This window comes from Halobacterium hubeiense, from assembly GCF_001488575.1.
Classification (GTDB): Archaea; Halobacteriota; Halobacteria; order Halobacteriales; family Halobacteriaceae; genus Halobacterium; species Halobacterium hubeiense.
Genome location: NZ_LN831302.1, coordinates 2,349,967 through 2,364,240 on the forward strand (window position 1 = coordinate 2,349,967; position 14,274 = coordinate 2,364,240).

Genomic DNA, 14,274 nt, shown 5'->3' on the forward strand with positions numbered 1-14,274 from the left:
CCGAGGTCGCCGTCTACAGCTCGCCCTTCGTCGACGGTGTCCCGGGCCGCCGCTCGTCGATGCGCGTCGCGTCGTCCAGCGCCCGCGCGACGCCCTTGAACAGCGCCTCTATCTCGTGGTGCGCGTTCTCCCCCTCGACTTCACAGTGCAGCGTCAAGCCGGCGTGCATCGCCAGCGACCGGAAGAAGTGTCGCGCCATCGCGCTCGTGAACTCGCCGACGTACGGCTGGCTGAACTCGCCGTCGAACTCGTACAGCGGCCGCCCCGAGACGTCGACGACGACGCTCGCCACCGCCTCGTCCAGGGGCACGCGGCGGTCCGCGAACCGCTCGATGCCGCGCTTGTCGCCGAGCGCCTCGTCGAACGCCTTCCCGAGCGTAATCGCCACATCCTCGACCGTGTGGTGGTCGTCGACGCCGAGGTCGCCGTCGCAGCGCACGGTCAAATCGAACAGGCCGTGCTTCGCGAACGACTCCAGCATGTGGTCGAAAAAGCCCACGCCAGTCTCGACGGTGCTGTCGCCGTCCCCGTCCACGTCCAGCGTCACGTCGATGTCCGTCTCCGCCGTCTCCCGGCTCACGGCGGCCGTCCGGTCGGTCATGTACGGGGTGTAGGCGTCCGTCTACAAGGCCGTTCCGCCTGCTAGGTGAGCTCCACCGCGACACCTGCAAGAACGTGGGCGACGCTTCCCCGAAAGCCCCCTCCCGCTCGCGGCGCGTGCCGACGCAAGCACCGAAGCGAACGTAGTGAGCGAGGAGCACAGCGAGGCACGCGCCGCGACCGGTCGGCCCCTTTCAGTCCCGGAAGACTCACTGCGTTCGTCTTCCGACCCTCGCGAACGCGGAGCGTTCGCTCAGTCCCGCCCCTCGGCTGGTCAATCAGCTACGGTCCGTCGGCCGGCCCGTCGGCTGTAATCCGGGTCGCAGAAACAGCAGCTACAGCGCGTCCTTGGCTTCTTCGAGGGTGAAGTTCCCCTCGTAGAGCGCGGTGCCGACGACGACGGCGGCGGCGCCCGCGGCGCGGAGCGCGAGGACGTCGTCGATGTCGGCGACGCCGCCGCTCGCGACGACGGGGATGTCCACGCTGTCGGCGAGTCGCCGGACGGGCTCGGTCTCGACGCCCGCCTGCTGGCCTTCGACGTCGACGTTCGTGAACAGAATCGAGCCCGCGCCGAGGTCCGCGTAGCGCTGGGCGGCCTCCGCGGGGTCAAGGCCCGTGCCCTCCGTCCACCCCTCGACGACGACCTCACCGTCCTTCGCGTCGAGGCTCACCATCACGCTGCCCGGGTACTCCGCGCTGATTTCGCCGACGATTTCGGGGTTCTCGACGGCCGCAGTGCCGAGGATGACGCGGTCGACGCCGCGCTCCAGGAGTTCAGTGGCATCCGCGACGCTGCGGATGCCGCCGCCGACCTGCACGTCCACGCCCGTCGCGTCGAGGATGCGTTCGACGGCGTCAGCGTTGCCGCGCTCGCCCTCGAACGCGCCGTCGAGGTCGACGAGGTGGAGGGTTCGCGCGCCCGCCGACACCCACCGCTGGGCGGCCTCCACGGGGTCGCCGTAGCGCTTCTCGGTGCCGCGCTCGCCCTGCACGAGCTGGACGACCTCGCCGTCCTGCATGTCCACCGCCGGTACGACCTCGAAGGACTCGAACGCCATACCGTCGTGTGCGGGTGGCTCCCCTAAAAGCGTCCCGTCACTGACGAACTACCGGAAAATCGAACGTTCGTGGGGTGTTGCGTCCATTCCCGTCGTTCGCCAAGAACGAAAACTACTATGCCGGCGGACTGCGAACGCTTCGAACGATGCCGACGGTTGAATACCTCAACTACGAGACTCTGGACGACCAGGGCTGGGACATGGACGACGACGACCTCTTCGAGAAGGCGGCCGACGCCGGCCTCGACGACGAGGACTACGGCACGCTCGAAGTCGCCGAGGGCGAGTACATCCTCGAAGCCGCCGAGGCGCAGGGCTACGACTGGCCGTTCTCGTGCCGCGCCGGCGCGTGTGCGAACTGCGCGTCCATCGTGAAGGAAGGCGACATCGACATGGACATGCAGCAGATTCTCTCCGACGAGGAAGTCGAAGAGAAGAACGTCCGCCTGACCTGCATCGGCTCCCCGGCGGCCGACGAGGTCAAGATCGTCTACAACGCCAAGCACCTCGACTACCTGCAGAACCGCGTCATCTAAGCGGCGACACGGGTCGTTCGCGACCCCGAATTTTTGCGGAGCGCCGTCCGGCAGGGCGGCGTATCTCTACTCGCGCGCACAGTTGCGTCGCCGTCCCCGGGTAAGGACAACACCTAAGCCGGCGGCGTTCCCGACACCCGGTAGTGGACGCCTCGATACCCGACCTCCTGCGGTTGCTCGTCGTGCCGGCGTTGGGCTGGGCGGCGCTCCGGGACTTGCGGACGCGCCGCGTCCCGAACGGCCTCTGGCGGCCGCTGGTCCTGCTCGGCGTCGTCCTCGTCGTCTGGGAGGGCTACGTCGCGTTCGGGACGCCGTACGTCTTCCAGCGGTTCGCAATCCGCGTCGCGTTCAGCATCCTGTTCGTCGTCCCGCTGGCGTACGCGTTCTGGTACATCGGCGGGTTCGGCGGCGCCGACGCCCGCGCGTTTATGACGCTCGCCGTGTTGTACCCGACGTATCCGTCCTACGAGCTGCTGGGGTACTCGCTGCCCGTGGTGGAGACCGCGCTCGGCGTGTTCTCGCTGACGATTCTCACGAACACCGTCATCCTCGGGCTGGCGTACCCGCTCGTGCTCGGCGCCCAGAACGCCCTCTCGAGGGAGTTCTCCGTCGTGATGTTCGTCGGCCGCCGCGTCCCGGTCGGCGAACTCACTGACACCCACGGCAGCCTCCTCGAAACCCACGACGGCTTCACCCGGGACGGCCTCGACCTGGACGCGCTCCGGATGTACCTCCGGTGGCGCGGCCTCACGCTCGCGGACCTCCGCGAGAACCGCGAACTCCGTGACCCCGACACGCTCCCCGACGACCCCAACGACCCGACTGGTGGCGCGGTCGTCGCGGACGGCAGCGGCGACCCGTGGGGCGCCGCGGCGTTCCTCGACGACATCGAGGGCTCTGCGTACGGCACGACGCCAGCGGACCTCCGCGAGGGCCTCGACCTCATCGTCGACAGCGAGGACGTCTGGGTGACGCCGGGCGTCCCGTTCATTATCCCGCTGTTCGTCGGCCTGCTGGTCGCGCTGACGGGCGGGGACGTGCTCTTCTGGGTGATGGACGCGCTCGGCCTCGTGCCCGCCTGACTGGGACGTAACCGCTAACCGGCCGGCCCGCGTCGCCCCCGTATGGACTTCGAGGTAGACCTCGACTTCGGCGACGACGGCCTCGTCACGGTCGTCGCGCAGGACGTCGAGACCGAGGAGGTCGTGATGCTCGCGCACGCCACCCGCGAGGCCGTCGAGAAGACTGTCGAGACGGACCGTGCGCACTACTACTCGCGCTCCCGCGAGGAGCTCTGGGAGAAGGGCGCGACCAGCGGCCACACGCAGGAAATCGAGGAGATCCGGGTGGACTGCGACGGCGACGCCCTGCTGTACCGGGTGCACCAATCCGGCGGTGCTTGCCACACCGGCTACCACTCCTGTTTCCACCGCACGCTCGACGGCGAGGTCGTCGGCGAGCAGGTGTTCGACCCCGACGACGTCTACTGACCGCGCGGCCGCGTCGTCCAAAACCTATTCCCCCCGGTCGACGTAGCGTTCGGTATGCGAATTGCCGTGCCCAACAAGGGCCGCTTGCACGACCCGACGCTGGAACTCTTGGACAGAGCCGGTATCGGCGTGGAGAGCGGCGCGGACCGCCAGTTGTACGCCGACACCGTCGACCCCGAGATTACCGTGTTGTACGCGCGGGCGGCGGACATCCCCGAGTACGTCGCGGACGGCGCGGCGGACCTCGGCATCACTGGCCTCGACCAAGTGCGCGAATCCGGCGCGGACAACGTCGAGGACCTGCTGGACCTCGACTACGGGAAGTGCCGGCTGGTGCTGGCGGCGCCTGAGGACGGTGACATCGACGCCGCCGAGGACCTCGCGAGGAAGACTGTCGCCACCGAGTTCCCGACGATTACGCGCGACTACTTCGACGGGAAGGACGTCAGCCCGGACATCGTGGAGGTCACGGGTGCGACCGAACTCACGCCCCACGTCGAGATGGCGGACGCCATCGTGGATATCACCTCGACGGGGACGACGCTGCGCGTGAACCGACTGAAGGTCGTCGACGAGGTGCTCCAGAGTTCGGTGCGGCTGTTCGCGCGTGACGACGTCGTCGACGACCCGAAAGTCGAGCAGGTGCGGACGGCGCTGCAGTCCGTGCGCTCCGCGGAGGGGAAGCGCTACCTGATGTTGAACGCGCCCGAGGAGAACCTCGACGCCATCGAGGACGTGATTCCCGGGCTGGGCGGCCCCACGGTCCTCGACGTCGACGAACCCGGGATGGTCGCGGTGCACGCGGTCGTCGAGGAGCGCGACGTCTTCGAGGCGGTCAACGACCTCAAGTGCGAGGGGGCCTCGGGCATCCTCGTCACGGAAATCGAGCGCCTCGTCAAGTAGTCACCCGCGGCGGCCGCGGCCGACGGCGCGCGCGGCGGACGCGGTCAGCGGGTAGACGACGAACCCGAGGACGCTCAGGCCCGCGAGCGCGAGCGCCGCGAGGCGGAGGTCGGCGGCGGCGTCCGCGACCACCGCGAGTGCGGCGGCTCCCGTCGGGGAGAGCCACACGCCCGCGGCGGTGTCCGGGTCGCCGAGCGCGTGGTACGCGCCGAGCAGCACCGCGGCGATACCGAAGACGGCGGCGACGTCGGGGCCGGGCCGGTGGACGTAGGAGGAGGCGTACGCGAGTGCGGCGGCCGCGAGCGCGAGGCTGCTCGCGTGGAGGGCGCGCCGCTCGTAGCCGTTCATATTCTGTCGTACGCGGGACGGGCCAAAAAGCGGGACGGGCGTTCTCCGCGCGTGCAACTCAGGCCGGCGCCGTGCTCAACAGCGCCAGCAGGTTCGCGGCGAGCACGACGAGCGCCAGCGAGACGACGTAGTGCATCACGACGACGAGCGCGGCGGTCCGGTACTTCACGCGGTAGACCGCGTGGACGGCCGCGAAGTCCGCGGCGAGGCTGACCGCGATGATGACTGCGGGGTTGTACCGGACGAGCGCGACCGTGACGACCGCGGGCGCGACGCCGACGAGGAGCGCGCGCTTCCACGGCACCTCGCCGAGGATGTACGTCGCGGCGACGTGCGCGGTGAACGCGAACAGCAGCCAGCCGCCGACGAGCGTGCCGACGTACTGGCCGAGCGTGCCGGGCGCGGGCTGAACCTGGAGGACCACGTCGCCTTATTCGAGGAGGCCGAGCTCTTCGAGCCGGGAGACGATCTTGTCGACGGCGTGTTCGGCGTCCTCGGGCTTCTTCCCGCCGGTGATGACGAGTTTGCCGGAGCCGAACAGTAGTGCGACGACCTCCGGTTCGTCGAGGCGGTAGACGAGGCCGGGGAACTGCTCGGGCTCGTACTCGATGTTCTCGAGGCCGAGGCCGATGGCGATGGCGTTGAGGTTGAGCTGGCGGCCGAGGTCCGCAGACGTGACGATGTTCTGGACGACGATTTCGGGTTCGTCCTCGACTTCGATGGAGAGCTCGCGGAGCTTGTCGAAGACGATGCGGAGGCTCTCGTGGACGTCGTCGGTGGATTTCGCGCCGGTGCAGACGATCTTGCCGGACCGGAAGATGAGCGCGGCGCTCTTGGGGTCCTGCGTGCGGTAGACGAGGCCGGGGAACTGCTCGGGGTCGTAGTCGGCCCCCTCCAAGTCCATCGCGACGCTCTGGAGGTCGAGCTCCTGGCCGATGCCGGTGGAGGCGACCACGTTTTCAATATTGATGGTTTCCTTGGGGTCGGTCATCGTACGGTTTAAACCACGTATTTAAGGTTTATAAAGGTTGGTAGTCCGGGGAACAACGCCTCAAGTACCCCGCGATGCCGGCAGGCTGATTGCCCACGGGCGTCCAGTTGTGGTGTGTTCGTCCTCGAACTCGGCGGCGCCGACGACGACTTCGCCGCCGCCGAAGCCCGCGCCGCCGCGACCGACGCCCGCGTCGCGGCCCCCGGTATCGGTCTCGCCAGCGACGTCGACCGCGAGCGCTTCCGCGGCCTCGCGTACGCGCACCGCGCCGGCCACCACGTCGCCACGACCGACGCCAGCGTCGCCGCCGCTGCCGACGCGCTCCGGGAGGCCGACGTCGCTCGCGAGGGCACTGTCGCGGTCCGCGCGCGCAACGTCCGCAACACGACTGACGTGGACACCCAGCAGGCCGAGCGCGACCTCGGCGGCGTGCTCGTCGACGTCGGCTTCGACGTGGACTTAGAGGAACCCGACCACGAACTCCGGGCGCTCTTCGCGGACGACTCCTGTTTTCTCGCGTGGCTCGCCGCCGAGTCCGTCCGCGACTTCGGCGAGCGCAAGCCCACCGACCGCCCATTCTTCCAGCCGGGCAGCATGGACCCGCTGTTGGCGCGCGCGCTCTGTAACCTCGCGCGCGTCCAGCCCGGCGACGTCGTTCTCGACCCGATGTGCGGCACGGGCGGCGTGCTCATCGAAGCCGGCTTGCTGGGCGCCCGCCCGGTCGGCACCGACGCCCAGCAGAAGATGGTCGAAGGCGCCCGCGAGAACCTCGACGCCTACGCTGCCGACTTCGGCGTCGCGCGGGCCGACGCCACCCGGCTCCCGCTGCGCGACGGCGCGGCGGACGCAGTTATCTTCGACGCGCCGTACGGTCGGCAGTCGAAAATCGAGACGCACGAGCTCGCGGACCTCGTGGCGGGCGCGCTCGCCGAGGCGCGGCGGGTCACTGACCGTTGCGTGCTGGTCGCCGACCGTGACTGGCGCGACGCCGCTCGCGACGCCGGCTGGTCGGTCACCGAGCGTTTCGAGCGCCGCGTCCACCGCTCCCTGACGCGGTACGTCCTCGTACTCGATTGACACGGCGGACGTGACAGCAGTCCTGAACGAACGGCGCGGTCGGTGAGACGCTGTACGGCTCTATTTCGCTATGTATCCGAGCCGGTAGTGACCAGTGCGACAACGATTCACGGATAAGACTTTTGGCCACGTATCGGAGAACCTAGGGTATCAACGCCGAAACTGCCGTGCGTCTCTGTGCCGTCGCTGCCGCCGTCTGCCTGCTGGTGGGTGCCGGCGTCCAATCTGTCGCCGCAGGCGGCGAATCGACAGCGGCGCTCGGGGACTCCGACTACCTCGCTGCTGCCACCGACGCCGCCGCCGACGCCGCCGACGACACGCAGCTCACGCTCGGCATCAGTCCGAAGCGCGCGCTCGTCTCGCTGGCGTTCTTCGGCGCCGTCGCCGCGCGGAAGCGACGAGACACCGCCTGAGGGCCAGCTATCGGTAGCCGTCCGCGACGACCGCGACCGCGAACGACGCGACGAGCACGACCAGCACGCTCGTCGTGTGCTCGTAGACGGGCACCAGTTCGAGCAGGCTAATTGTCGCGACCGAGAGCACGTAGCCCGCGAAGCAGACGAACCAGACGCTCCCGTACGCCACCGGGAGGTCGTCGGTGGCCGCCGCCCACCCGACGACGAACCCGGGCGCGAGGACGACGAGGAGTTGCCACCACGGCGTCGCCGGGCCGACGACCGCGTCCACGGCCAGCGACAGCGGCAGCGCCACTAGCAGGACGGCACCGACGACGACTCCGACGCGCTCGAACTGGTCGGCAAGAGACACACCGGGTCTCCGTGGCGACGCGTAGAAAAGCTACTCCTTCGGTCACGCCTCCCGGCCCAGCTCCGCGAGCAGCCGCCCGACCTGAATCCGGTCGCTGTTGCCCGCGTGCAGGTCGAACTCCACGTCGCCCGCGAGCCGGTGGAGTTCCGCGAGCTCCTCGCCGTCGTAGCGCGAGCGCCCGACGCGCAGAATCTCTTCGAGCACCTCCTCGCCGCTGAGGCCGTCGTCGACGAGCAGGTCGTCGAGCGTCGAGCGCGCGTCCGTGAACTCGCCGGCCTCCGCGTCGTCCAGCATCGACGCTATCTGGTCGTCCGCGCCGACGTCCTGAAGCGTCTCGTAGGCCGTGTTCATCGTAATCTCGCCCTCCTGCTCGGCGGTCGTCTGCGCGCCCAGCACGGCCTTCCGCAGGTCGCCGTCGGCGTACCCCGCGACGAACTCGATGCCGTCCTCGTCGTACTCTACGCCCTCGGCCTCCACGATGTCCCGGAGCACGTCCGTGATTTCGTCGGGCGTCGGCGAGCGCACCGACACCGGGAAACACCGCGAGCGAATCGGCGGGATGAGCTTCGACGGCTGCCGCGTCGCGATGATGAACTGCGTGGCCTCGTGGTGGCGCTCCATCACGCGCCGCAGCGCCTGCTGGAAGTCCTCGCGGATGGCTTCGGCGTTGTCCAGCAGAATCGTGTTGTAGTCGCCGGAGACCGGCGGGTAGCTCGCGGACTCCTTGAGCACGTGGTTGATGAGGTCCGCCTTCGAGGAGTTCCGGCGGCGCTTCGAGGAGATGAACTGCGAGAACCGCGGGTCCTCGCTGACCTCCTTCTTCGTCATCCCGAAGAAGTCCTGCACGTTCAGCTCCACGAGGTCGTTGTCGGCGTCCTCGTGGGCGTGCTCGGCGAGCGCACGCACCGCCGCCGTCTTCCCCGCGCCCTCCGGGCCGTAGACGACCAGGTTCACGGGCTCGTCGGTGGCGTCCCGCAGGCGGTCCCGCAGTCCCTCCTGTGGGAGGTCGGCCAGCGACGGCGCGTGCGCGTCTATCCACAGCGGCTCGTCCATTACGCGCAGGTAGCCGCTACGGGGCAAAGAAAGAGTCGGTCCGGGGGTCGCTTACGCGGCGGTCGGCTCGCCGCTCGCGGTCGTGGCGTCCGTGCCACTACTCGCAGTCGTGGCGTCGGTTTCGCCGTCCGCAGTCGTGGTGTTCATTCCACCGTCTGCGGTCGTGGTGTTCGTCTCGCCGTCCGCAGTCGTAGTGTTCGTCTCGCTCGTGGTCGTATCGGTCGTCGTGGTCGTCTGGTTGTCGTCGCCGCCGTCGTCGGCGACGAGCGTGACGTTGCCAGCGTCCACGACGGCGTCGCCGTCAGTCACGTACGGACCGTCCTGGCTGCCATTCGACGCGACGAAGTCGTAGGTAGTGTTGTTCGACGTTTCGAGGTGCGGCATCGCCACCAGCGTCTCGGAGGCGTTCGGCGCGCTGGCGTTCGAGAAGTCGGCGCCCGCGACGCCCTCGTACAGCGTCACGGTGACGTTCTCGTGCGTGCCGGCGTCGAGGTACTCGGAGACCCCGACGACGCTCCCGACTGCGTCACCGTCCAAAAGGGTGCTGTCGTGGACGGCGACGTAGCCGCCGTCGGGGACGGTGACGTTCTGCACGGTCACCGCGCCGTCGCTGGTGTTCTGGTCGCCGAACGCGACGCTGGCGTTCTGCGTCTGGTTCTCCTGTACCGCGTCGGCGACCACGCCGTCGACGCGCTCGCCGGGCGTCTGCGTGGCCGGTGCTTGCACGGCTGCCGCTGCGCCGCCCCAGAGAAGGAGCGCGCCAACGAGGCCAGTACCGCGACTGTGTGTCTATGCATTTGTGGTGTTACCCATCCCACCCCGACGGGCGAACTGTGCATAAACCGGAACGATAGTTAGCGCCGATTTACGTACTTAGCGGCCTGCTACCCTCAGAAAAGGGGAGAGTACTACGCGAACGGTGCTGTTACTCTCGTGCAAGCCGACCGTACCCGCGGCAACGTCCGCTTACCCGCCACAGGGACGGGAGCCGCCCGGCTTCTCCGGGTATCGGTGGGGTTTTGCGCGCGGCCCGCCCACGTTCGGGCATGACTCTGCAGGCCACCTTCCTCGGGACGAGTGGCGCCGTCCCCACGACCGAACGCAACCCCAGTTCGGTGTTCGTGCGCCGCGGCGGCGACGCGTTCCTCTTCGACGCCGGCGAAGCCACCCAGCGCCAGATGATGCGGTACGGCACCGGCTTCGACGTCTCGGACGTGTTCGTCACGCACGCCCACGGCGACCACGTCTTCGGGCTCCCGGGGCTCGTCCAGACGTGGGACTTCAACGACCGCGAGGACCCCCTGACGATTCACGTCCCCCGGGGCGTCCGCGACCAGATAGAAGCCCTCGTGTTCGCCGTCGGCGGCGACGTCGGCTTCCCCGTCCGCGTCAGCGAAGTGAGCGCGGGCGAGACCGTCCTCGACCGCCCCGAGTACGAGGTCCGCGCGTTCGACACCGCCCACCGCACGACCTCCGTGGGGTACGCGCTCGTCGAGGACGACCGGAAGGGCCGCTTCGACCGCGAGAAGGCCGAGGAACTGGGCGTGCCGGTCGGCCCGAAGTTCTCGAAGCTCCACGACGGCACCGCCGTCGAACTGGAGGACGGCACGGTCGTCCGCCCCGAGCAGGTCGTCGGCGACCCCCGTCCCGGCCGCAAGCTCGTCTACACGGGCGACACGCGCCCCCACGACCCCGTCGTCGCCGCTGCGGACGGCGCCGACCTCCTGATTCACGACGCGACGTTCACCGACGACGCCGCCGACCGCGCCGAAGACACCGGGCACTCCACCGCGGGCGAAGCCGCCGAAATCGCCGCCCGCGCCGACGCCCGCGCGCTGGCGCTCACGCACGTCTCCTCGCGGTACGCCGGCGACGCCCGCGAACTCCGCGAGGACGCCGAGGCCGCCGACTTCGACGGCGAGGTGTTCGTCGCCCACGACGGCATGACCTACGACGTCCCGTTCCCGGACGCCGACTGACGCGCCGACACTCCGCGGCGTCCAGCGCTATCGCTACAGCCCCGGGGTCGAGACGCCGGGAAACGCGTTTCTCGTACTGCTATGGCGACGGGAGGACGGCACTGTGACGGTGGCTGCTTGCGAGTGCCGGCCGCACTGCTTTCCGGGTCAGTACCGTATCCGGTGGCATGGCAGACGACAAACAGGGCCGAAACGACCAGGCCGACAACGAGGAGGACCGACAGCAGCAGCGCATGCAGGCGGAGGCCAGGACCCGCGCGGACGAGAAGGAACCGGTGCCCGACGAACCAGACGACCAGCTCGGCGACCTCGGCGACGCCATCGATAGCCACGACTACCCGGCGAAGACGGGGGAACTGGTCGAGGCCTACGGCGACTACGACGTCGAGACTCAGGACGGCGTCGCGCCCTTCGACGCAGTCCTCGACGAGTCCGACGACCGCACGTACGACTCCTCGGACGACCTGCGCGCCCGGATTTTGGGGCTGATACACCGCTGACCGCTCACTCGGTGAGGCGCTCGCGACGGCTCCGTCCTGCTCCCGCCGTGCACTTATTAGCCGTCACGCCCTACATTTCGGCAACGTGAGTACCCGCACGAGCGCCCTCGACGCCCGCGTGTTCGGCGTCGACGTGCAGAGCGGTGACGTGCGCGGGGACGCCCCCTCCTACGCGCTGGTCGTCTTCGACGGCGAAGTCGTCGAGCGCGACGTCGTCACCCGCCGGAAGCTGCTCCGGCGACTGGACGGCGAGGAGCCCGCGATTCTCGCGACCGACAACATGTACGAGCTGGCCGCCGACAAGGACCAGCTCGTGCACTTCCTGCGCGGGCTCCCCGACGAGACGAAGCTCGTGCAGGTCACCGGCGACGAGCGCCCCGAGCCGCTCTCCCGCGTCGCGAAACGCCACGGCGTCCCGTACGGCAAGCCCGCGATGGAGGAGGCCGAGGCCGCCGCCCGGCTCGCCGCGCGCAACGTCGGCTACGAGGTGTCGGCGTTCACCGACGAGACCACCGTGAAGGTCGCTCGCGGCCGTTCGACCGGCGGCGGTGGCGGGTGGAGCGAGGACCGCTTCACGCGGCGCATCCACGGCTCCGTGAAGCGCGTCGCCCGCGAGGTCGAGTCCGACCTCGACGACGCCGGCCTCGACTACGAGCGCGAGGTCACCGAGAAGTACGGCGGGTTCGCCAACGCCGTGTTCACCGTGCAGGCGCGCCCCGAGGACATCCCCGTGAGCAGCCGGCGCTCCGGCGACACGCGCGTCGAGGTCGAGCCCGTGCGCCGGGACGGCATCGAGTTCGAGCCGCTCGCGCGGCGCCGCGACCGCGTGTTCGTCGGCATCGACCCCGGGACGACCACCGCGGTCGCGCTGGTCGCGCTCGACGGCCGCGTGCTCGACGTCACGAGCACGCGCACCGCCGACACCGCCGAGGTCATCGAGTGGATCATCGAGCGCGGCCGCCCGGTCGTGGTCGCCGCCGACGTGAATCCGATGCCGGCGACCGTCGAGAAGATTCGCGCGAGCTTCGACGCCGCCGGCTGGGCGCCCGACACCGACCTCCCCGTGGACGAGAAGCAACACCGCACCCGCGAGGAGGGCTACGAGGACGACCACCAGCGGGACGCGATGGCGGCGGCGCTGTTCGCCCGCGACGCCCACGCCGACCAGATTCGGCGCGCCACCGAGGAGACGCCGCCGGAACTCGACCGCGGCGAAGTCGTCTCCCGGGTGGTCGGGAACGACGAACCGCTCACCGCGGTCCTCGAGGACCTCACCGAGACCGACGAGCCCGAGGAGGAGGCCGTCGAGCACGAGCCCCGCGAGCTCACCGACGAGGAACGGCGGATCCGGGACCTCGAAGCGCAGGTCGCCCGACTCCAGGACCACGTCGCGGACCTCGAAGCCGAACTCGACGAGAAAGACGACAAGATCGCGGAGTACGAGGAGGAGCTCTCCGAGGCGCGCCGCGAGGAGCGACAGGAGGCCCGCGAGCGCCGCGAGGTCACCAAGCTGGAGTGGGAGAACGACCGCCTCGAAACCGAACTGGAGGAAGAACGCGAGCGCGCCGAGGAACTCGCCGCGAAGCTCGAACGGCTCAAGGACCTCTGGAAGCTCGACCACTCGAATCTGGGTGACGTGGACCACAGCGGCGACCTCGTCGCGGTCAAGCCCGTCGAGCAGTTCACCGTCGACGACATCGAGGCCGCCGACGACGAGTACGGCATCGCCGCCGGCGACGTCGTCTACCTCCGGGACGCCTCCGGCGCGGGCCGCTCGACGGCGGAACTGCTCGCGGAGTTCGATCCCCGCGTCGTCCTCCGGTCGGGCGGGCTCTCGGACGCCGCCGACGAGGTGCTGTTCGACCACGAGATTCCCGTCGGTCCCGCCAGTGAGGTGACCATCCGCGAGGTGGACGAGCTCGCCATCGCCAGCGAGCCCGAGGTCGAGGCCGTGATTGCGGACTGGCGCGAGCGGAAGGCCGAACGCGAGCGCGAGCGCAAGGAGAGCATGGTCGACTCCATCATCAGCGAGCACCGCGCCGACCGCGACTGACGCCCACTTCTCGCGCGCTCCGGCTCATTCTTCGCCCGACCGAGCGCGCCGGTGACTCCGCACGAGCGCGTACAGGAGCCCGACGACCGCGCCGACGGCGAGCACGCCCGGCCCGACGCTCATCGAAATCTCGGTCGGCGACGACGAGAACGCGAACAGGAACGTGAACGTGTCCGGCGTGCCGACGGTCAGGGAGGTGACGCCGAGGACGTCCAGGACGAGCGGGCCGACGACAGCCAGCGCGATGAACACACCGACGGCAGCGACGGCCGCGCCGGCGAGCGCGTCCCAGACGACCGCCGTCACCGACAGCGAGCGCGGCCGGTCGCGCTTGTCGCCGACGATACGGACGCCGTCCGCGTGGTCTTCGAGGCGGACGTCCTCTGGGAACCCCAGCAGCGTCATCGTCATCCAGACGTCCGCGACCGCGCCGGCGGCGTTCGCGGCCAGCGGGACGACCAGCCACCCCCACTCGAAGGCCAACATCAGCGGCACGCCGACGCCGGTCATCACGATCAGCGGCGTCATCAGGACGACGACGAACTGGTTGCGGGTGAACTCGTGGTCGGTCGTGGCGTACGCGTACGGGAGGATGAAGTGCGCGAGGCCGACGCCGTACGTCGCTTCGCCGCCGTAGTACCGGATGGCGAGCCCGTGTAACAGTTCGTGGAGGACGACGAAGACAGTCGCCAGCACTAGGATGACGAGGACGTCCAGCGCGTTCGTCCACCAGCCGACGCCCGCGGGCGCGAACTGGAACGACGCCGGGTGGCCGGTGACGGCCTGGAACAGCGCGCTGAAGCCGGCGGCCGCGACGACGACCCCGAGCGTGCCCAGCGCGGTCATCTGGATGGTGAGCCCGCGGGTCAGTTCGAGGTCGGCGAGCACCGTCTCGCCGCCGGTGTCGGGAGCCATACC

The 14,274-nt window shown here is 69.5% G+C and carries 18 protein-coding genes; 9 read left to right on the forward strand and 9 right to left on the reverse strand.

Features of this window, described 5'->3' with window-relative positions; genetic code table 11:
• Positions 1–13: 13 nt before the first annotated feature.
• Both hisB and hisA read right to left on the reverse strand, forming a co-directional pair.
• Complete coding sequence (hisB, locus tag HHUB_RS12360; RefSeq protein ID WP_059057905.1) at positions 14–601, reverse strand: imidazoleglycerol-phosphate dehydratase HisB; 588 nt, start codon at positions 599–601, stop codon at positions 14–16.
• Positions 602–935: 334 nt separating this feature from the next.
• Positions 936–1,658, reverse strand: coding sequence for a 1-(5-phosphoribosyl)-5-[(5-phosphoribosylamino)methylideneamino]imidazole-4-carboxamide isomerase (gene hisA / locus HHUB_RS12365; protein WP_059057906.1), 723 nt, complete (start codon positions 1,656–1,658; stop codon positions 936–938).
• A gap of 146 nt (positions 1,659–1,804) precedes the next feature.
• Here hisA and fer2 point away from each other — a divergent pair, with 146 nt between their 5' ends.
• From fer2 to hisG, 4 genes are all read left to right on the forward strand, one after another.
• On the forward strand, positions 1,805–2,194 hold the full coding sequence (gene fer2, locus HHUB_RS12370; protein WP_059057907.1) for a ferredoxin Fer2: 390 nt from the start codon (positions 1,805–1,807) through the stop codon (positions 2,192–2,194).
• Between the two features lie 143 nt (positions 2,195–2,337).
• Entirely contained in the window at positions 2,338–3,276 is a 939-nt protein-coding gene (locus HHUB_RS12375; protein WP_059057908.1) for an A24 family peptidase C-terminal domain-containing protein, read from the forward strand.
• A 42-nt stretch (positions 3,277–3,318) separates the two neighbouring features.
• Positions 3,319–3,684, forward strand: a complete 366-nt coding sequence (hisI, locus tag HHUB_RS12380) for a phosphoribosyl-AMP cyclohydrolase (RefSeq protein ID WP_059057909.1) — start codon at positions 3,319–3,321, stop codon at positions 3,682–3,684.
• 54 nt (positions 3,685–3,738) lie between these two features.
• A complete protein-coding gene (hisG, locus tag HHUB_RS12385; RefSeq protein WP_059057910.1) occupies positions 3,739–4,587 on the forward strand; it encodes an ATP phosphoribosyltransferase in 849 nt (282 codons plus the stop codon).
• Here hisG and HHUB_RS12390 read toward each other — a convergent pair whose 3' ends face one another.
• The 3 genes from HHUB_RS12390 to HHUB_RS12400 are packed head-to-tail and all read right to left on the reverse strand — an operon-like array spanning position 4,588 to position 5,926.
• Positions 4,588–4,935, reverse strand: a complete 348-nt coding sequence (locus HHUB_RS12390) for a hypothetical protein (protein WP_059057911.1) — start codon at positions 4,933–4,935, stop codon at positions 4,588–4,590.
• A 58-nt stretch (positions 4,936–4,993) separates the two neighbouring features.
• Positions 4,994–5,359 carry a DUF7473 family protein gene (locus HHUB_RS12395; RefSeq protein ID WP_059057912.1) on the reverse strand — a complete coding sequence of 122 codons (366 nt, stop codon included), beginning with the start codon at positions 5,357–5,359 and terminating at the stop codon, positions 4,994–4,996.
• A 6-nt stretch (positions 5,360–5,365) separates the two neighbouring features.
• Positions 5,366–5,926, reverse strand: coding sequence for a TATA-box-binding protein (locus tag HHUB_RS12400; RefSeq protein WP_059057913.1), 561 nt, complete (start codon positions 5,924–5,926; stop codon positions 5,366–5,368).
• A 114-nt stretch (positions 5,927–6,040) separates the two neighbouring features.
• Between HHUB_RS12400 and HHUB_RS12405 the strand changes: the two genes are divergently transcribed.
• Both HHUB_RS12405 and HHUB_RS12410 read left to right on the forward strand, forming a co-directional pair.
• Positions 6,041–7,003, forward strand: a complete 963-nt coding sequence (locus HHUB_RS12405; protein ID WP_059057914.1) for a TIGR01177 family methyltransferase — start codon at positions 6,041–6,043, stop codon at positions 7,001–7,003.
• A 167-nt stretch (positions 7,004–7,170) separates the two neighbouring features.
• Entirely contained in the window at positions 7,171–7,416 is a 246-nt protein-coding gene (locus HHUB_RS12410; RefSeq protein WP_059057915.1) for a hypothetical protein, read from the forward strand.
• Positions 7,417–7,423: 7 nt separating this feature from the next.
• Here the strand turns inward: HHUB_RS12410 and HHUB_RS12415 are convergent, their stop codons facing one another.
• From HHUB_RS12415 to HHUB_RS12425, 3 genes are read right to left on the reverse strand one after another with little or no spacing between them, the layout of a single operon-like run.
• The gene (locus HHUB_RS12415) at positions 7,424–7,771 is read right to left on the reverse strand and encodes a hypothetical protein (RefSeq protein ID WP_059057916.1); all 348 of its coding nucleotides are present in this window, start codon (positions 7,769–7,771) and stop codon (positions 7,424–7,426) included.
• A gap of 42 nt (positions 7,772–7,813) precedes the next feature.
• A complete protein-coding gene (locus tag HHUB_RS12420) occupies positions 7,814–8,824 on the reverse strand; it encodes an AAA family ATPase (protein ID WP_059057917.1) in 1,011 nt (336 codons plus the stop codon).
• A 51-nt stretch (positions 8,825–8,875) separates the two neighbouring features.
• On the reverse strand, positions 8,876–9,550 hold the full coding sequence (locus HHUB_RS12425) for a DUF7282 domain-containing protein (protein WP_059057918.1): 675 nt from the start codon (positions 9,548–9,550) through the stop codon (positions 8,876–8,878).
• Between the two features lie 320 nt (positions 9,551–9,870).
• Between HHUB_RS12425 and rnz the strand changes: the two genes are divergently transcribed.
• The 3 genes from rnz to HHUB_RS12440 all read left to right on the forward strand — a co-directional run bounded on the left by rnz (position 9,871) and on the right by HHUB_RS12440 (position 13,356).
• Positions 9,871–10,803, forward strand: a complete 933-nt coding sequence (gene rnz / locus HHUB_RS12430) for a ribonuclease Z (protein ID WP_059057919.1) — start codon at positions 9,871–9,873, stop codon at positions 10,801–10,803.
• A gap of 167 nt (positions 10,804–10,970) precedes the next feature.
• Complete coding sequence (locus HHUB_RS12435; RefSeq protein ID WP_059057920.1) at positions 10,971–11,303, forward strand: DUF5789 family protein; 333 nt, start codon at positions 10,971–10,973, stop codon at positions 11,301–11,303.
• An 85-nt stretch (positions 11,304–11,388) separates the two neighbouring features.
• Positions 11,389–13,356, forward strand: coding sequence for a DUF460 domain-containing protein (locus HHUB_RS12440; protein ID WP_059057921.1), 1,968 nt, complete (start codon positions 11,389–11,391; stop codon positions 13,354–13,356).
• Positions 13,357–13,380: 24 nt separating this feature from the next.
• On the opposite strand, the gene HHUB_RS12445 is transcribed toward HHUB_RS12440, so the two are convergent.
• Complete coding sequence (locus HHUB_RS12445; RefSeq protein WP_059057922.1) at positions 13,381–14,271, reverse strand: DUF3267 domain-containing protein; 891 nt, start codon at positions 14,269–14,271, stop codon at positions 13,381–13,383.
• Positions 14,272–14,274: the final 3 nt, after the last annotated feature.

Bases quoted from the DNA above. Each gene is read 5' to 3' on its own strand.
- hisB (WP_059057905.1), bottom strand. From the start codon at position 601: ATGACCGACCGGACGGCCGCCGTGAGCCGGGAGACGGCGGAGACGGAC.
- hisA (WP_059057906.1), bottom strand. From the start codon at position 1,658: ATGGCGTTCGAGTCCTTCGAGGTCGTACCGGCGGTGGACATGCAGGAC.
- fer2 (WP_059057907.1), top strand. From the start codon at position 1,805: ATGCCGACGGTTGAATACCTCAACTACGAGACTCTGGACGACCAGGGC.
- hisI (WP_059057909.1), top strand. From the start codon at position 3,319: ATGGACTTCGAGGTAGACCTCGACTTCGGCGACGACGGCCTCGTCACG.
- hisG (WP_059057910.1), top strand. From the start codon at position 3,739: ATGCGAATTGCCGTGCCCAACAAGGGCCGCTTGCACGACCCGACGCTG.
- HHUB_RS12390 (WP_059057911.1), bottom strand. From the start codon at position 4,935: ATGAACGGCTACGAGCGGCGCGCCCTCCACGCGAGCAGCCTCGCGCTC.
- HHUB_RS12400 (WP_059057913.1), bottom strand. From the start codon at position 5,926: ATGACCGACCCCAAGGAAACCATCAATATTGAAAACGTGGTCGCCTCC.
- HHUB_RS12420 (WP_059057917.1), bottom strand. From the start codon at position 8,824: ATGGACGAGCCGCTGTGGATAGACGCGCACGCGCCGTCGCTGGCCGAC.
- rnz (WP_059057919.1), top strand. From the start codon at position 9,871: ATGACTCTGCAGGCCACCTTCCTCGGGACGAGTGGCGCCGTCCCCACG.
- HHUB_RS12435 (WP_059057920.1), top strand. From the start codon at position 10,971: ATGGCAGACGACAAACAGGGCCGAAACGACCAGGCCGACAACGAGGAG.
- HHUB_RS12445 (WP_059057922.1), bottom strand. From the start codon at position 14,271: ATGGCTCCCGACACCGGCGGCGAGACGGTGCTCGCCGACCTCGAACTG.